Genomic DNA, 15,913 nt, shown 5'->3' on the forward strand with positions numbered 1-15,913 from the left:
TATGAAGAGTGGGTCTTTTTTTTGATATGATTGCAGGATTTGCACTTATCCATAATCGAGTCAATTTTGAATAAAGAGAGATGCTTGATTTAAAGAGAAAAAGGCAGCTTTTCGCTACCTTTGATATATCAAAATGTTAATTATTCCAGTAATCCATTTAGTATGGTAATGTACAAACAAAATAAAAGAGTGAAGTGACTTGTAGTTTTAAGAAAAGAAAATTTTAACCAACCTTTCAAAATGAAAAGCCACAAAAGATTAAAGAATGCTCTTTAATCTCTTGTGGCTGCCTTTTAATTGCTATTAAATTAATTGTTCTTCCTCTTTTTCTTTTCCCATTGGATTAAATAAACCTATAATAATACCAAGTATTACCCCTATAACCGCAGGTAATAGCCAGCCTAATCCAACTTCATATAATGGAAGGATAGAAGAAAATAATTGATCAACTGGCTTTATTCCAAATCCAGCTGCATTTAATCCATCAAATACGCTTACGATAAACGTGAATAACATACTTAATTGATAAACGATCTTCTTCCCGTTAAATGTATTGTGGAAGAAAGTTAATAACAATAATACAATTGCTAATGGATATATGGCTGTTAATACCGGTGCTGAAATTGAAATCAAATGACTTAATCCGAAGTTAGCAACAGCCGTACTAAAGATGGCAAAGATGATAACAAAACTGCGATAAGAAACTTTAGGCAAAATTTTATTGAAATAGGTGGCACAAGAACTGATTAGACCAACACTGGTAGTCATACATGCCATAGTGATGAGAGCGCCAAGTATGACACCGCCAAAAGATCCAAAGTAGAGATTAGCTACCCCAGCTAAAACTGAGCCGCCATTATCTAAAATACCTAATTTCGAAACACTGCTTGCTCCCATATATGCCAAAGCACTATAAAAGAATGCTAAAAGAATTGCAGCAATTAAACCAGCCTTCAGTGTAGATACCAAAATCACTTTACCTGATTCGACCCCTTTAGAGCGAAGCGAATTGATAATAATAATACCAAATACGAAAGCTGCTAAAACATCCATTGTTAAATATCCTTCTGAAAAACCACTGAAGAATGAATTGTTTGTGTATTCACCGATAGGTTTCTGAAGAACACCTAGTGGTTTAAAAATAGCTACAATGACTAAAATAGACAAAAAGCTTATTTTTATTGGTGTTAAATATTTACCTAAGATGTCAACAATTTTTGAAGAATTAAGTGAAAGTAATGTTGCAACTAAAAAGAAAAGAATCGAGAAAATAAACAGCCCCATCGTATCCCAAGATTCTGGGATTAATGGACGAATACCAATTTCAAAGGATACCGTTCCTGCTCTTGGTATAGCAAATAAAGGTCCGATAGCTAAGTATAAAATAATAGAGAATATTAACCCAAACCATGGATGGACTCTATTTGCTAATGATTGAATATCACTTTCCCCAGAATAACCTAGAGAGATAACAGTTAATATAGGTAATCCTATACCAGTAATGACAAATCCAGCCATAGCTACCCAGATATTAGCTCCTGCCTCCTGGCCCATCATAATTGGGAATATTAAATTGCCCGCTCCAAAAAATAATGCAAATAGCATTAACCCTAAAACAATAATATAAGAAGTTGAAATCTTTTGATTCACAACTACTACCCCTTTCTACTAATTTCCCCTTGATAAAATCAATTATTCTGAAAATTATTATTTAGATATAATATTTTAAAAAAACTGCCACCTCTCGGACCCAATTGATATATTGCTTTAATAAAATAACATATCAGGATAATGAACACAATATATTATTTTAATAAAATATTTAGTCATTTTCCAGCATTATTTAGGGAATAATTTCAAATCCTGAACATTTATCTATATATTTGAAAACGCTCGTATATTTATTCAAAATGGATCTTTCTTGCTATGTATTCCATGAAAAACTCAAGACGAGGGGTTCATGGGATACCTTTGCATAACCTGGGGCTGGAGTACACTTATATCTAATTTGCGTCTGTGAACATACTATTGTGTCAATAACTTGAAAAGAAGAAATAGGGCAAGTTATAGTTAGAATATGATTTAATTTAAAGGTGTTTGCAGAAAATAAATCTTGGACGAGATACATAAAAACGATTAGGAGGACGTCATATGAATATTATTTCAGAAACAGTTAAACCAATGGCTGGTTATAAAGTTCATATTGTAAAGACCGAAAAGTATAAAACCAATACGATCGTTTGGAAAATGAAAGCACCGTTAAAGAAAGAAGATGTTACTTTACGGGCACTTTTACCCTATGTATTACAGAGCAGCAGCGAAGAGTTCCCGACAACAGGAAAGCTGCGATCCTATTTAGATGAACTATATGGTGGGAGTTTATTTGTGGATTTGGCCAAAAAAGGCGAGTTCCATATTATAAGTTTGTCGATGGAAGTTGCCAATGAAAAGTTTTTATCCGACCCAACGCCCCTTTTAAAAAAGGCTATCGAGTTTTTGGCAGGTTTATTAATGAGACCAAATGTAAGAGAAGGTGCTTTCCATAAAGAAACGGTAGAAAATGAAAAAAGAACATTGAAGCAAAGAATACAATCCGTTTATGACGATAAAATGCGTTATTCCAATTATCGATTGGTTCAGGAAATGTGTAAGGAGGAACCTTATTCCCTCCATGTTCATGGGGATATGAACAATGTAGATTCTATTACAGCAGAAAGCTTATATGAATATTACCAAAATGCAATGAAGACGGATGAACTTGATCTTTATATAGTTGGAGATGTAACGGAAGAAGAAGTAGTTGGGCTGGCTGAAGAGCGATTCCAATTTTCAGAACGGACACCTCAACTCATTGATTCGGATAAATATAAACAGAAAAACAATTTCCATGAAGTAATTGAAGAACAGGATGTAAAACAAGGGAAACTAAATATTGGCTACCGGACAAATATCAAATACGGGGATGAGGATTATTATGCTCTTCAAGTGTTTAATGGAATTTTTGGAGGATTCTCACATTCAAAGTTATTTCTTAATGTAAGAGAAAAAGCAAGCCTTGCTTATTATGTAACAAGCAGACTTGAAAGTCATAAAGGATTAATGATGGTCATGTCGGGAATTGATAATAAAAATTACGATCAAGCCATTCGAATTATTAATGAACAAATGGATGCGATGAAAAGTGGGGATTTCTCAGAAGAGGAGATCGTGCAAACGAAAGCGGTGATTAAAAATCAACTGCTTGAAACAGTTGACACCTCACGAGGAATAGTTGAAATTCTATATCATAATGTTGTTTCAAAGAAAGATATCTCCCTCGATGAATGGATGGAAAAAATGGATCATGTGACAAAGGAAGATATTATTGCCGTTGCAAATAAGATAAATTTAGATACTATTTACTTTTTGACAGGGAAGGGGGATGTTAAATAATGGAAAAAATAACGTTTGATCAGTTGCATGAACAATTATATTATGAAAAGTTAAATAATGGGCTTGATGTGTATATCCTTCCGAAACATGGATTCAATAAAACATATGCAACATTCACAACGAAGTATGGATCGATAGACAATCATTTTCTTCCGCCGGGAAAAGATGACTATGTAAAGGTGCCAGATGGAATCGCTCACTTTTTAGAACATAAGCTTTTTGAGAAAGAAGATGGCGACGTATTTCAGCAATTTAGCAAACAAGGAGCATCAGCAAATGCATTTACCTCTTTTACAAGAACTGCTTATTTGTTCTCTAGTACATCTAATGTGGAACAAAATCTTGAAACATTAATTGATTTTGTTCAAGCACCGTATTTTACTGAAAAAACAGTTGAAAAGGAAAAAGGGATTATCGGTCAAGAAATTACGATGTATGATGATAATCCGGATTGGCGCCTGTATTTTGGGTTAATCCAAAATATGTATGAGAACCACCCAGTGAAAATTGATATTGCTGGCACAATTGAATCGATTTCTCATATAACAAAGGATATGCTATATGAGTGCTATGAAACGTTTTATCATCCGAGCAATATGTTATTGTTCATTGTTGGTCCTGTTGATCAGGAACAAGTTATGAAGATGGTAAAGGATAATCAGGATCACAAGGAGTATAAAGAGCTGCCAGAAATCAAACGGAAATTTGAAGATGAGCCAGTAGCAGTTGCCCAGAAAAAGCAGGTACTTCAAATGAATGTGCAAACCTCTAAATGCTTAGTGGGGATAAAAGCACGTAACGTTACTCAATCTGGCAAAGAAATGCTAAAGAAGGAATTAAGCTTGAATGTGATGCTTGATATATTATTTGGAAAGAGCTCCGAGCATTATAGTGCTTTATACAATGAAGGGCTTATTGATGAAACATTTTCATTTGATTACACGGAGGAGAATGGGTTTGGATTTGCGATGGTTGGCGGGGATACAAGTAATCCCGACCGTCTTGCAGACACGATAAAAAAGATTCTTTTGGAAGCAAAGGGAACAATTACTGATGAAAGCATCGAACGGACAAAAAAGAAGAAAATCGGTGCATTTTTACGTGCCGTTAATTCACCTGAATATATTGCCAATCAGTTTACAAGATATGCGTTTAATGACATGGATTTATTCGAAGTTGTGCCAACACTTGAAAGCATTACTATAGCAGATATAGAGCTGGCTGCAAATGAGCTAATAGGAGAAGAACAATTCACGGTATGTCAAGTTGTGCCAAAAAAATAAATGAGAAGATAAGAATGAAGAAGCGCCGTTATAGTGGCGCTTTCTTCTGTTCAAGGAAATGGGTGTAGAAAAAATGAAAAAGTTCGTGCTAATTACTGGTGCAAGCGGGGGGATTGGAGGAGCAACTGCAATTAGACTAGCTGAGCAAGGTTATTCTTTATATTTACATTACAATGAAAATAAAAAGGCAATCGAACAGCTCTTAGAGCAATTGCAGTTTTTTGGAGGGGAATATATCCCAATTCAAGCAGATCTTACGACAACTAAAGGGTATAAAAAAGTAGTGAAAAATATATTTTCTCTTGATGCAGTTGTTCATAACAGCGGCACTAGCCATTCTGGCCTCCTGCACGAATTGGACGAAGAACAGGCGGATACATTAATCAATATCCATGTAAGAACACCGCTTATGCTAACTAAAGAACTTTTACCCAAGCTGCTTTCTAAGAGAGGAGGGAATGTAGTGGTCATTTCCTCAATTTGGGGGCAGACGGGTGCTGCGTGTGAAGTAGCATATTCAACGGTTAAAGGGGCGCAAATTGCGTTTGTAAAAGCGTTAAGCAAGGAAGTTGCTTTTAATGGAATTCGAGTAAATGCAGTGGCTCCTGGGGCCGTACAGACAGCAATGCTTGATGGTTTTTCGTTTGAAGAGCTTGAGGAATTGAAAAATGAAATACCGATGGGAAGGCTGGCTTCACCAGCAAATATTGCAGATGCTGTTTCATTTTTGCTTTCTGATCAGGCTTCTTATATTACTGGTCAGGTTCTTGCAGTAAACGGTGGCTGGCATACATAAAGTTGTTCAATGAATAGTCAATAAATTACATGCATATTTTGTCTTTCTGAAATCCAAAATAACTATGTACAATGGTGTACAACATTGTTTTAAAGGAGGATAATATCATGTCTGTGCTTGATAATTGGCAGCAGTGGAAAGACTTTCTTGGTGATCGTCTCGATCAGGGACAGCAGCAGGGGATGAGTAAAGACACGGTTAATAACCTTGCTTACCAGATTGGTGATTACTTAGCAAAACAAGTAGAACCAAAAAATGAACAGGAAAAAATCCTCTCAGATCTTTGGTCTGTTGCGAACAAGGATGAGCAGGAAGCCATTGCTAGCATGATGGTAAAGCTTGTAGAGGATAATGGGACACATAAATAAATTGTTTAAAAAAGAGAGGAAAGGTCCTCTCTTTTTTAATTTTTCGAAAAATGGCTAATGGCATTTTTTGCATAGGTTTATCCTTTCATCTTTAAGTAAAATCATTTATGATATAGAAGGTAAGAGAAATCGTATAGCAACGGTAAAAGGAGGTCTTTATGAGTAAAACAGAATGGTATTTAGAATATGAAATAACAAAGAACCGTCCGGGGTTGCTTGGTGATATTTCTTCCCTTCTCGGAATGCTCTCGATTAATATTGTAACGATTAATGGTGTGGAACAGGGCCGAAGAGGCTTGTTAATTTTAGCGAAAAACTATGAACAAATTGTTCGGTTAGAGTCAATTTTACATACGATGGATACAATAAAACTAATTAAGCTGCGTGTTCCAAAATTAAGAGACCGATTAGCTGTTCGTCATGGAAGATACATACAACAAGATGCAGATGATAAGAAGACGTTTAGGTTTGTAAGGGACGAGCTTGGATTATTAGTTGACTTTATGGCAGAATTATTTAAGCAGGAAGGGCACAAGCTAATAGGAATCCGGGGAATGCCTCGAGTAGGAAAAACAGAATCAATTGTTGCTTCAAGTGTTTGTGCAAATAAGCGATGGTTATTTGTTTCTTCGACTCTTTTAAAACAAACGATACGTAATCAGCTCATTCATGATGAATATAACGAAAACAATCTATTCATTATCGATGGAATTGTGTCATCTAGAAGAGCAAATGAAAAGCATTGGCAGCTTGTCCGTGAAATAATGAGTCTTCCCGCAATAAAAGTGGTTGAGCATCCAGATATTTTTGTAGAAAACACTCAATATTCAATCGATGACTTCGATTATATTATTGAGCTTCGTCATGACCCAGAGGAAGAAATAAAATATGACATTGTAAATGAAAATAAGATGTTTTCTGATTCTGAATTTGGCGGATTTGATTTTTAAGTGACTTGGAAGGTGTTGTGAATTGACAGAACTCGGGAATCGACTGAAAGAGGCTCGGTTGGCTAAAAACATGAGCCTTGATGACCTGCAGGCAGTAACAAAGATACAAAAGCGATATTTAATTGGTATTGAAGAAGGCAATTATAGTATGATGCCTGGAAAGTTTTATGTTAGGGCGTTTATTAAGCAATACGCGGAAGCTGTTGGAATAGAACCGGAGGAAATTTTTGAAGAGTTTAAAAGTGATATTCCTTCCACGATAAATGAAGATATTCCAGAAAAGCTTTCACGTGTACAATCAAGACAGAATGTTTCTACTGGAAGGTCAAAGGTTTTTGATATTCTTCCGAAAATATTAATTGCTATTTTTGTTGTTGGGGCACTAGCTGCCGCTTATGCTTTTTTTCAAAATTCAAATGATGGAGGAAATACGAAGGATTCCGTTGAGAACAGCGGAAAGGAACCCGTACGTATTGAGGAATCAGATGATTTTGCGAAAGATACTGATAAAGAGAAAGCTACTGGTGAAGATTCAGTAAAGCAGGACGATCAAACGAATGAAGAAGAGACCGCAGAGGAAGAGATTGAAGCTCCTAAACAAGAGGTCACTGTTGCTCAATCAAGCGGCAAAAAAACTGTATATGAATTGAAAAATACAGACCGCTTTGAATTGAAGGTAGTTTCTACTGGAGAAACATGGGTCAATATTTTAAATGGAAAAGGAACTTCCTTTTTCTCTGGTACGTTGAAAAAGGGCGAAAATGAAAGTCAGGTAATTGATTTTTCTAGGGAAATTGAAGCTGTTATTGTCATTGGTAAATCGACAGAAACTGAGATTTATGTAAATGATGAAAAAGTTGAGTATGCTATTCCTCCGAGTCAATCGGTTACGCAGAATATAACCATTCGCTACTTACCGAACAACGAATAGTCATCATCTGATGACTATTTTTCGCGTTATTACTATATTGGAGGTAAAATCATGAATTTGCCAAATAAAATTACTATTTCTCGAATCTTTTTAATTCCATTATTTTTAATTATTATGCTTGTTCCTTTCTCTTGGGGAGAGCTTACCATCCTAGGTGCTACACTTCCTGTTACACATTTAGTAGGAGCACTCATTTTTATAGTTGCTTCTGCAACTGACTGGGTGGATGGACATTTTGCAAGGAAATATAATCTTGTTACGAACCTAGGAAAGTTTCTTGATCCGCTTGCTGACAAGCTCCTCGTTTCTGCAGCATTAATTGTTCTAGTTGAGCTTGGCTACGCTGCCTCTTGGATCGTAATTATTATTATAAGCCGAGAATTTGCAGTAACTGGTTTACGGCTTATTCTTGCAGGCGGGGGAGAAGTGGTAGCAGCCAATCAATTAGGAAAAATCAAAACATGGACACAAATTGTCGCTATTTCTGCTTTATTACTGCATAATATAATTTTTGAAATGCTTTCGATTCCTTTTGCAGATATTGCTCTTTGGGTAGCGCTCGTCTTTACAATCTGGTCTGGCTGGGATTATTTTGCAAAGAATAAGGGTGCCTTTGTCAATTCAAAATAATTATTTTCTTTTTTCATCCTATACAAACAAGGTGGCGTTTACATGAATGCAGAAATAATCGCAGTTGGTTCTGAACTTTTGTTAGGACAAATTGTAAATACAAATGCTCGTTTTTTGTCCAGGCAGCTTGCTGATTTAGGGATTAATGTTTTTTACCATACTTGTGTTGGTGATAATCCTGATCGCCTTAAAGCAGTAATTAAAATAGCTGAGGAGCGTTCGAATCTTCTAATATTCACTGGAGGATTAGGACCTACAAAAGATGACCTAACAAAGGAAACGATTGCAAAGCACGTAAATAAAAGACTGATTATGAATAATGAGGCTCTTCAATCGATTGAACTTTACTTTGAGCGCACGAATCGCCAGATGACAGAAAATAATAAGAAGCAGGCAATTGTTTTAGAGGATTCGCATATTTTGCCGAATGAGCATGGGATGGCTCCTGGAATGCTGCTGGAGGGTGGAAGCCATGCCTATATGCTGCTTCCAGGACCACCAAAAGAAATGGAACCGATGTTTTTGAAATATGGCTACCCAGTTCTTCGGTCACTGCTTCAAGAGGAAGATGTGATTCTTTCCCGAGTTTTAAGGTTTTTTGGCATTGGAGAGGCAATGCTCGAAACAGAAATTGAAGATTTAATTGATGCTCAAACAAATCCGACAATCGCGCCACTTGCATCGGATGGGGAAGTAACTCTTCGGTTAACAGCTAAACATAAACAAATGGATACGGCTTTAAGACTGCTGGATGAGACTGAAAAACAAATTCTTTCTCGAGTCGGTGAATACTTTTATGGTTATGATGAAACATCCTTAATGCATGAGTTAATTAAATTTATTAAGGATAAAAAGCTGACGATTGCTTGCGCTGAGAGTCTCACAGGAGGAATGTTCCAGCAGGTGTTTACAGCAATACCAGGGGCAGGAGAGCTTCTTAAAGGCGGAGTTGTTTGCTATACAAATGAAGTGAAAGAAAATGTGCTAAACGTTCAGAAAACTACAATTGCTGAAAATGGAGTCGTTAGCGAGCAATGTGCGCGAGAGCTAGCAAAAAATGTTGCTTCCCTAATGAACGCAGATATTGGCATTAGCTTTACAGGGGTTGCGGGTCCGGATGAATTAGAAGGTAAGCCTGTAGGGACCGTGTACATTGGTATTTCTATAAAAGATGAGCCAGTTCAAGTTGAAAAGCTGAATTTTGGCGGAACGAGAGATGCCATCCGGGTTAGAAGTGTAAAGTATGGATGCCACTTTTTAATAAAGAGATTAAATGGAAGTCAGAATGCTAAATAGTGCATTCTGATTTTTTTAAATTATCGTCAGTTTCTGCTTTTCTCAAAGTCATATGCTTTGAAAATATCATTTCTCTCAGTCTATTCTTTCATTTTATGAAAGAATAGACATTAAAAAAAGAAGAATGGATGTTCGCTTTTTTTCTCGACAAAAGATAAGAAAACGGTTATAGTAGAGTTAGGTTTTGAACGAGAGCAAAACTTAGACTTTTTGAATGTTGAAGAGGAGGAAGTATGAATGAGTGATCGTCAGGCAGCACTAGAAATGGCGTTAAAACAAATAGAGAAACAATTTGGTAAAGGTTCAATTATGAAGCTTGGAGAGCAAACAGACCGGAAAATTTCTACAATTCCAAGCGGATCATTGGCGCTGGATATAGCACTTGGGGTTGGCGGGTATCCTAGAGGGCGTATTATTGAAACATACGGCCCAGAAAGCTCAGGTAAAACAACTGTTGCCCTGCATGCAATTGCAGAGGTACAAGCAGCTGGCGGGCAGGCAGCATTTATCGATGCAGAACACGCACTTGATCCAGTTTATGCGCAAAAGCTGGGAGTTAATATTGATGAATTATTGCTTTCACAGCCAGATACGGGAGAGCAAGCTTTAGAGATTGCTGAAGCGCTTGTAAGAAGTGGTGCAGTTGATATTCTTGTCATTGATTCTGTTGCCGCGCTCGTACCTAAGGCAGAAATAGAAGGGGAAATGGGAGACTCGCATGTCGGATTACAAGCACGTCTAATGTCCCAAGCCCTTCGTAAACTATCAGGCGCAATCAATAAATCAAAAACAATTGCTATTTTCATAAACCAAATCCGTGAAAAAGTTGGAGTTATGTTCGGGAATCCAGAGACAACTCCAGGAGGACGCGCGTTGAAGTTTTACTCAACTGTCCGTCTTGAAGTGCGCCGTGCTGAAGCGATAAAGCAAGGTCAAGATATTGTAGGTAACAAAACAAAAATTAAAGTTGTGAAAAATAAAGTTGCACCTCCATTCCGTGTAGCGGAGGTTGATATTATGTATGGAGAAGGTATTTCAAGGGAAGGCGAAATTATTGATATAGGCTCTGAGCTGGACATTGTTCAAAAAAGTGGTTCATGGTATTCCTTCAATGATGAGCGCGTTGGTCAAGGTCGAGAAAATGCCAAGCTCTTCTTGAAAGAAAATCCTGAAATCCGTAAACAAATTCAAACACAAATCCGTGATCATTATGGACTCGATGGGGAGCATGTTGTAAGCGGTGATGATGAACAAGAGGAACTTCAACTAATTGATTGATATAGTGGTGAAAAAAGCAAAGCTGCGAGCTTTGCTTTTTTTAAAATGGAGGATAAATAACATGAGTGTCTATCAGAGTAAGCCTTGACAATGAAATACCACAGCTTTACAATTAAAAATGTATATTTTACATTTTATGATGATATGAAAAACGTTGAAAAGCCTTAGTGCTGTATGTTGTATTTCAATATACATGCCAACACTTTAAAGACGTAACACAAAAAGTTCATAGCAAGAGGAGGTGAAATGATGGAACTATTTACAGCAATCATCATCTCCAGTTTGCTTGGCCTATTCGTTGGTGCGGTTGTTAGTTATTTTGTTTGTAAGTCCATTGCTCAGGCAAAAGTTGCAGGAGCTAAAGATGCTGCAGAGCAGATTTTAGAAGAATCAAAGCGAGAAGCGGATGCTATAAAGAAAGAAGCTCTAATTGAAGCGAAGGATGAAATTCATAAGCTTCGTACAGAGGCAGAGCGTGAGATTCGTGATCGAAGAAATGAATTACAAAAACAAGAAAATCGTTTACTGCAAAAGGAAGAAAATCTTGATCGCAAAGATGAAACGTTAGATAAACGTGAAACACTTTTAGAGAAGAGGGACGATTCTCTTAACAAAAGACAACAGCATATTGAAGAGATGGAAAGCAAAGTGGACGAGATGGTACGTGCACAAAAAGCAGAGCTGGAACGCATCTCGGGCTTAACTCGTGAAGAGGCGAAGTCCATCATTTTGGAGCGAGTCGAGCAGGAAGTAGCTCATGATGTCGCGATAATGATAAAAGAGGGCGAAATTCGTGCGAAAGAAGAAGCAGATAAGAAAGCGAAGGATATCTTGTCACTCGCAATTCAACGTTGTGCTGCTGATCATGTGGCTGAAACAACAGTATCTGTGGTAAATCTTCCAAATGATGAGATGAAGGGTCGAATAATTGGCCGTGAGGGTCGAAATATTCGAACACTAGAAACGTTAACAGGTATTGATCTCATTATTGATGATACGCCAGAGGCTGTTATATTATCTGGTTTTGATCCAATTCGCCGAGAAACAGCTCGTTTAGCTTTAGACAAACTTGTACAGGACGGACGTATACATCCTGCACGGATTGAAGAAATGGTTGACAAAGCTCGCCGTGAAGTGGATGAGCATATCCGCGAAATTGGAGAACAGACAACTTTTGAAGTTGGTGTTCATGGCCTCCATCCAGATTTAATTAAAATTCTTGGTCGCCTTAAATTCCGGACAAGCTATGGTCAAAATGTACTTAAGCACTCAATGGAAGTCGCACAGCTGTCAGGTTTGCTAGCAGCGGAACTTGGTCAAGATGAAGTATTAGCACGCCGTGCCGGCTTACTTCACGATATTGGTAAAGCGATTGATCATGAGGTAGAAGGAAGCCATGTTGAAATTGGGGTAGAGCTTGCTACGAAGTATAAGGAACATCCAATTGTGATTAACAGTATTGCTTCCCATCATGGAGACACTGAACCTACATCAATTATTGCTGTTCTTGTTGCCGCAGCAGATGCATTATCAGCAGCGCGACCTGGAGCAAGAAGAGAGACACTCGAAAATTATATTCGCCGTCTTGAGAAGCTTGAAGAGATTTCTGAATCTTATGATGGTGTTGAAAAGTCTTTTGCTATTCAAGCAGGACGTGAAATTCGAATTTTAGTAAAACCTGAGCAAATCGACGATCTTGAAGCACATCGATTAGCTAGAGATATACGTAAAAAGATTGAAGAAGAGCTTGACTATCCAGGGCATATTAAAGTAACTGTTATTCGTGAAACAAGAGCCGTGGAATATGCGAAGTAAGGCGATGCTAAATGCATCGCTTTATTTTTATTGAGAAAGATATGACAGTATAAACTTGGGGTTTGAGAATGTTTAGCGCAAGCTTTCTAGCATATCAAGCTTCTTATTCTCACTTTACGAAAAGTCGGATTCAATTTGATTTCGCTTATTGAGTCTCCTGTCTCGGTAAAATCGTCCCTTCTGCTTTTATAAGGCGATCACTTAGGTGCATGCGCTTTCTTAAGAAGAGTGGAAAGATTGAGATTGTGATACAATGTATAGAAGAAATACATATAAAGAAAGGGCAGTACAATGAATATTTTGTTTGTAGGGGATGTTGTCGGTTCACAAGGCCGAGAGATGATTACCGAATATGTCCCAAAGCTAAAAGAGAAATATCGTCCACAAATTACGATTATAAATGGTGAAAATGCAGCAGGCGGAAAAGGTATAACGGAAAAGATTTATCGAGGATTTTTAGAAGCTGGCGCACAGGCAGTGACTCTTGGAAATCATACATGGGATAATAGAGAAATCTTTGAATTTATTGATCAAGCTAAATACTTAGTAAGGCCCGCAAACTTTCCTGAAGGGAATCCAGGAAAGGGAATCGTTTATCTTAAATTTAATACAGAGGAAATTGCAGTAATTAGTTTGCAAGGAAGAACGTTCATGCCTTCTATTGACTGTCCATTCAAAAAAGCGGATGAATTAATACATGAAGCAAGAAAAAGAACGTCAACGATCTTTGTTGACTTTCATGCTGAAGCAACGAGCGAGAAGCAAGCGATGGGCTGGTATTTAGATGGGAGAGTTTCTGCAGTTGTTGGCACACACACACATGTACAAACAGCTGATAGCCGGATCTTACCAGAAGGGACAGCCTATTTAACAGATGTTGGCATGACTGGCCCATATGACGGGATATTAGGCGTTGAAAGAGAGGCTGTGTTAAAAAGGTTTTTAACAAACTTGCCTGTTCGATTTGAAGTGCCAAAAGAAGGACGTAAACAGTTAAGTGCTGTGATTATCGAAATTGATAAAACCAGTGGAAAAGCAAAAAAAATAAATCGAATATTAATTAATGATGACAATCCATTTTTTTCATAATACAAAAGACTGCATCCGATAGCATAATATGTAATCGGATGCAGTCTTTTATTCTTACTAAGAAATAATAATATTGAGGGTTGTTAATTTTGCGACAAGTTGAATGCATCCAGCTCAAGCACCTTAGCCTAATGGACTTCCCTCTCACCTACGAGAAGTAAACATCGAATCATTATCGATCATCGTGTTTCCTTTACTTTGTCAGTGGCGGTTCAGTCCATATGACGATGATCGAGGCACTTTTCGCATTTGTTTATGTCTTTATTTTGTCCAAGCCGGAATATGTGATTTAAGAACTGAATATAGTAGCAATGGAATGATTTATACTGACGTGTTCATTTCCGAAAAGGCATTATCGATATACATGCCCTATTTTTAGGTGAAAGAGTATCACACCAAATTGGGAACATCATGGCTGTCTAAGAAAGGTCATGGGCACGCGGGAGGGGAAAACAAGGAGGAGCTAGGAATGGAAATATTAAAAGTTTCAGCAAAATCTAATCCTAATTCTGTAGCAGGTGCGCTTGCAGGTGTTCTGCGTGAAAGAGGCGGTGCCGAAATCCAAGCGATTGGTGCGGGTGCATTAAACCAGGCGGTAAAGGCAGTAGCAATCGCAAGAGGATTTGTAGCGCCTAGCGGAGTGGATTTGATTTGTATCCCAGCATTCACAGATATTAAAATTGATGGGGAAGAACGAACCGCAATAAAACTAATTGTTGAACCTAGGTAAATTACGTATGCAGCTGGGGATGTTGCACGGAATTGAATTTTTTTGTTTCTTTCATACTAGAGGAATAAAGTGCAATCAATTAAAGATGACCTGTTTGCCATAAAAAAGCAAGCGGGTTCTTTTTTTAATAAACAGGTCCAAACATAGATGGAAGGATGAGTATAAAAATGAGAGTTTTTGATGCCCATTGTGATGTGCTTTACAAAATGTTTTTGGACTCAAGTATTGATTTTAATGATTCTGAGAAACTTGAAGTCAATTTAAATGGGATGAAATCAGGGGGGATCAAAGTACAATGTTTTGCCATTTTTATTCCTGACTCTATCCATCATGAAATGCGATTTAATGCGGCGCTATACATGATTGAGCTCTTTTATGAGAAAATAATCAAAACTTCCCCACACTTACGTTTGATCAAGAATCGGTTAGATCTCGATAATCTAGCTGAGGATGAAATCGGTGCCATTTTAACATTAGAAGGGTGCGATGCAATAGGCAATGACTTAATCAAATTAAAAACGCTTCTAAGGTTAGGTGTTACTTCAATTGGCCTAACATGGAATCATAGCAATTATGTTGCTGACGGGATCCTCGAGGAAAGAGGCGCAGGGTTATCTGCCTTTGGCAAAAAAGTAGTCAGTGTTTTGAATACGACCCAAACATGGTGTGATGTTTCCCACCTGTCTGAACGCGGATTTTGGGATGTGATTGAGTATAGTGATTTTCCATTTGCTTCTCATTCTAATTGTTATTCGCTTTGTCCGAACCCCCGAAACTTAACTAATGATCAAATAGAAGCACTTATTGATCGTAATAGTGTGATTGGAATTACTTTTGTTCCTGAATTTTTATCAAGCAGAAAATCGGCTACAGTGTCTGATATAGTAAGACATCTTGAATATGTTTGTTCTCTGGGAGGAGAAGAGCATGTTGGCTTTGGATCAGATTTTGATGGGAACGATGGAAAGCTGCCTAAAGGTATAAGGAATGTGAAGGACTTTGACTATTTAATAAATGAATTGGTAAAATATTATTCTAGTAAACAGGTTGAGAATTTTATGCATAAAAACTTCTTTAGCAGATATCCAAAATATAAGGACTAAGAAAAGGCGAATAGATCTATCATTTAGATAAAGTGAGAACTTTTTTCGAGATTTAGGCAACAAAAAAGCCGTAAATCTATAATTATTTAATTAGTTGTAAAATATTCATATTTTCGACAATAATTAGAATGAAAGGGTTGCTTTTTTTTAGACTTAGGTCTAGAATTGAAAGCGTTTAGTACCCATTCAAAATCCTTATTTAAATGGTTGTT

General features: G+C 37.2%; 14 protein-coding genes. 13 read left to right on the top strand and 1 reads right to left on the bottom strand.

The genetic code is table 11. The annotated features are described in order from the left end of the window. Positions 1-303: 303 nt before the first annotated feature. Positions 304-1,650, bottom strand: coding sequence for a branched-chain amino acid transport system II carrier protein (gene brnQ / locus ASU02_RS09940; RefSeq protein WP_057763266.1), 1,347 nt, complete (start codon positions 1,648-1,650; stop codon positions 304-306). 501 nt (positions 1,651-2,151) lie between these two features. Here brnQ and yfmF point away from each other — a divergent pair. The 13 genes from yfmF (at position 2,152) to ASU02_RS10005 (ending at position 15,701) form a co-directional block, all read left to right on the top strand. Next, a complete protein-coding gene (gene yfmF, locus ASU02_RS09945; RefSeq protein ID WP_057763267.1) occupies positions 2,152-3,432 on the top strand; it encodes an EF-P 5-aminopentanol modification-associated protein YfmF in 1,281 nt (426 codons plus the stop codon). Further along, positions 3,432-4,715 (top strand): EF-P 5-aminopentanol modification-associated protein YfmH, encoded by a 1,284-nt coding sequence (gene yfmH / locus ASU02_RS09950; protein ID WP_057763268.1) that lies wholly within the window; start codon positions 3,432-3,434, stop codon positions 4,713-4,715. The genes yfmF and yfmH overlap by 1 nt, the downstream gene beginning before the upstream one ends. Positions 4,716-4,788: 73 nt before the next feature. Next, positions 4,789-5,511 carry an elongation factor P 5-aminopentanone reductase gene (gene ymfI / locus ASU02_RS09955; RefSeq protein ID WP_057763269.1) on the top strand — a complete coding sequence of 241 codons (723 nt, stop codon included), beginning with the start codon at positions 4,789-4,791 and terminating at the stop codon, positions 5,509-5,511. 107 nt (positions 5,512-5,618) lie between these two features. Then, entirely contained in the window at positions 5,619-5,879 is a 261-nt protein-coding gene (locus tag ASU02_RS09960) for a DUF3243 domain-containing protein (protein ID WP_057763270.1), read from the top strand. Positions 5,880-6,037: 158 nt separating this feature from the next. Then, positions 6,038-6,829 (top strand): DUF3388 domain-containing protein, encoded by a 792-nt coding sequence (locus ASU02_RS09965; RefSeq protein WP_053475731.1) that lies wholly within the window; start codon positions 6,038-6,040, stop codon positions 6,827-6,829. 22 nt (positions 6,830-6,851) lie between these two features. Further along, positions 6,852-7,760: a helix-turn-helix domain-containing protein gene (locus ASU02_RS09970; protein ID WP_057763271.1), complete on the top strand. Its 909-nt coding sequence runs from the start codon at positions 6,852-6,854 to the stop codon at positions 7,758-7,760. 51 nt (positions 7,761-7,811) lie between these two features. After that, positions 7,812-8,390 carry a CDP-diacylglycerol--glycerol-3-phosphate 3-phosphatidyltransferase gene (gene pgsA, locus ASU02_RS09975; RefSeq protein ID WP_057763272.1) on the top strand — a complete coding sequence of 193 codons (579 nt, stop codon included), beginning with the start codon at positions 7,812-7,814 and terminating at the stop codon, positions 8,388-8,390. Positions 8,391-8,432: 42 nt separating this feature from the next. Further along, the gene (locus ASU02_RS09980) at positions 8,433-9,686 is read left to right on the top strand and encodes a competence/damage-inducible protein A (RefSeq protein WP_057763273.1); all 1,254 of its coding nucleotides are present in this window, start codon (positions 8,433-8,435) and stop codon (positions 9,684-9,686) included. A 237-nt stretch (positions 9,687-9,923) separates the two neighbouring features. Continuing rightward, the gene (recA, locus tag ASU02_RS09985; RefSeq protein ID WP_053475735.1) at positions 9,924-10,964 is read left to right on the top strand and encodes a recombinase RecA; all 1,041 of its coding nucleotides are present in this window, start codon (positions 9,924-9,926) and stop codon (positions 10,962-10,964) included. A 249-nt stretch (positions 10,965-11,213) separates the two neighbouring features. Then, entirely contained in the window at positions 11,214-12,779 is a 1,566-nt protein-coding gene (gene rny / locus ASU02_RS09990) for a ribonuclease Y (protein ID WP_057763274.1), read from the top strand. A gap of 291 nt (positions 12,780-13,070) precedes the next feature. After that, on the top strand, positions 13,071-13,868 hold the full coding sequence (locus ASU02_RS09995; protein WP_057763275.1) for a TIGR00282 family metallophosphoesterase: 798 nt from the start codon (positions 13,071-13,073) through the stop codon (positions 13,866-13,868). 469 nt (positions 13,869-14,337) lie between these two features. Continuing rightward, the gene (gene spoVS, locus ASU02_RS10000) at positions 14,338-14,598 is read left to right on the top strand and encodes a stage V sporulation protein SpoVS (protein ID WP_009791522.1); all 261 of its coding nucleotides are present in this window, start codon (positions 14,338-14,340) and stop codon (positions 14,596-14,598) included. 167 nt (positions 14,599-14,765) lie between these two features. Beyond that, on the top strand, positions 14,766-15,701 hold the full coding sequence (locus tag ASU02_RS10005; protein ID WP_057763276.1) for a dipeptidase: 936 nt from the start codon (positions 14,766-14,768) through the stop codon (positions 15,699-15,701). The last annotated feature ends 212 nt before the right edge of the window (positions 15,702-15,913 follow it).

The organism is Cytobacillus praedii, from assembly GCF_001439605.1.
In the GTDB taxonomy this organism is placed as follows: Bacteria; Bacillota; Bacilli; order Bacillales; family Cytobacillaceae; genus Cytobacillus; species Cytobacillus praedii.

Coding starts and splice junctions, on each gene's coding strand:
- yfmF (WP_057763267.1), top strand. CDS start 2,152: ATGAATATTATTTCAGAAACAGTTAAACCAATGGCTGGTTATAAAGTT.
- yfmH (WP_057763268.1), top strand. CDS start 3,432: ATGGAAAAAATAACGTTTGATCAGTTGCATGAACAATTATATTATGAA.
- ymfI (WP_057763269.1), top strand. CDS start 4,789: ATGAAAAAGTTCGTGCTAATTACTGGTGCAAGCGGGGGGATTGGAGGA.
- ASU02_RS09960 (WP_057763270.1), top strand. CDS start 5,619: ATGTCTGTGCTTGATAATTGGCAGCAGTGGAAAGACTTTCTTGGTGAT.
- ASU02_RS09965 (WP_053475731.1), top strand. CDS start 6,038: ATGAGTAAAACAGAATGGTATTTAGAATATGAAATAACAAAGAACCGT.
- pgsA (WP_057763272.1), top strand. CDS start 7,812: ATGAATTTGCCAAATAAAATTACTATTTCTCGAATCTTTTTAATTCCA.
- ASU02_RS09980 (WP_057763273.1), top strand. CDS start 8,433: ATGAATGCAGAAATAATCGCAGTTGGTTCTGAACTTTTGTTAGGACAA.
- recA (WP_053475735.1), top strand. CDS start 9,924: ATGAGTGATCGTCAGGCAGCACTAGAAATGGCGTTAAAACAAATAGAG.
- rny (WP_057763274.1), top strand. CDS start 11,214: ATGGAACTATTTACAGCAATCATCATCTCCAGTTTGCTTGGCCTATTC.
- ASU02_RS09995 (WP_057763275.1), top strand. CDS start 13,071: ATGAATATTTTGTTTGTAGGGGATGTTGTCGGTTCACAAGGCCGAGAG.
- spoVS (WP_009791522.1), top strand. CDS start 14,338: ATGGAAATATTAAAAGTTTCAGCAAAATCTAATCCTAATTCTGTAGCA.
- ASU02_RS10005 (WP_057763276.1), top strand. CDS start 14,766: ATGAGAGTTTTTGATGCCCATTGTGATGTGCTTTACAAAATGTTTTTG.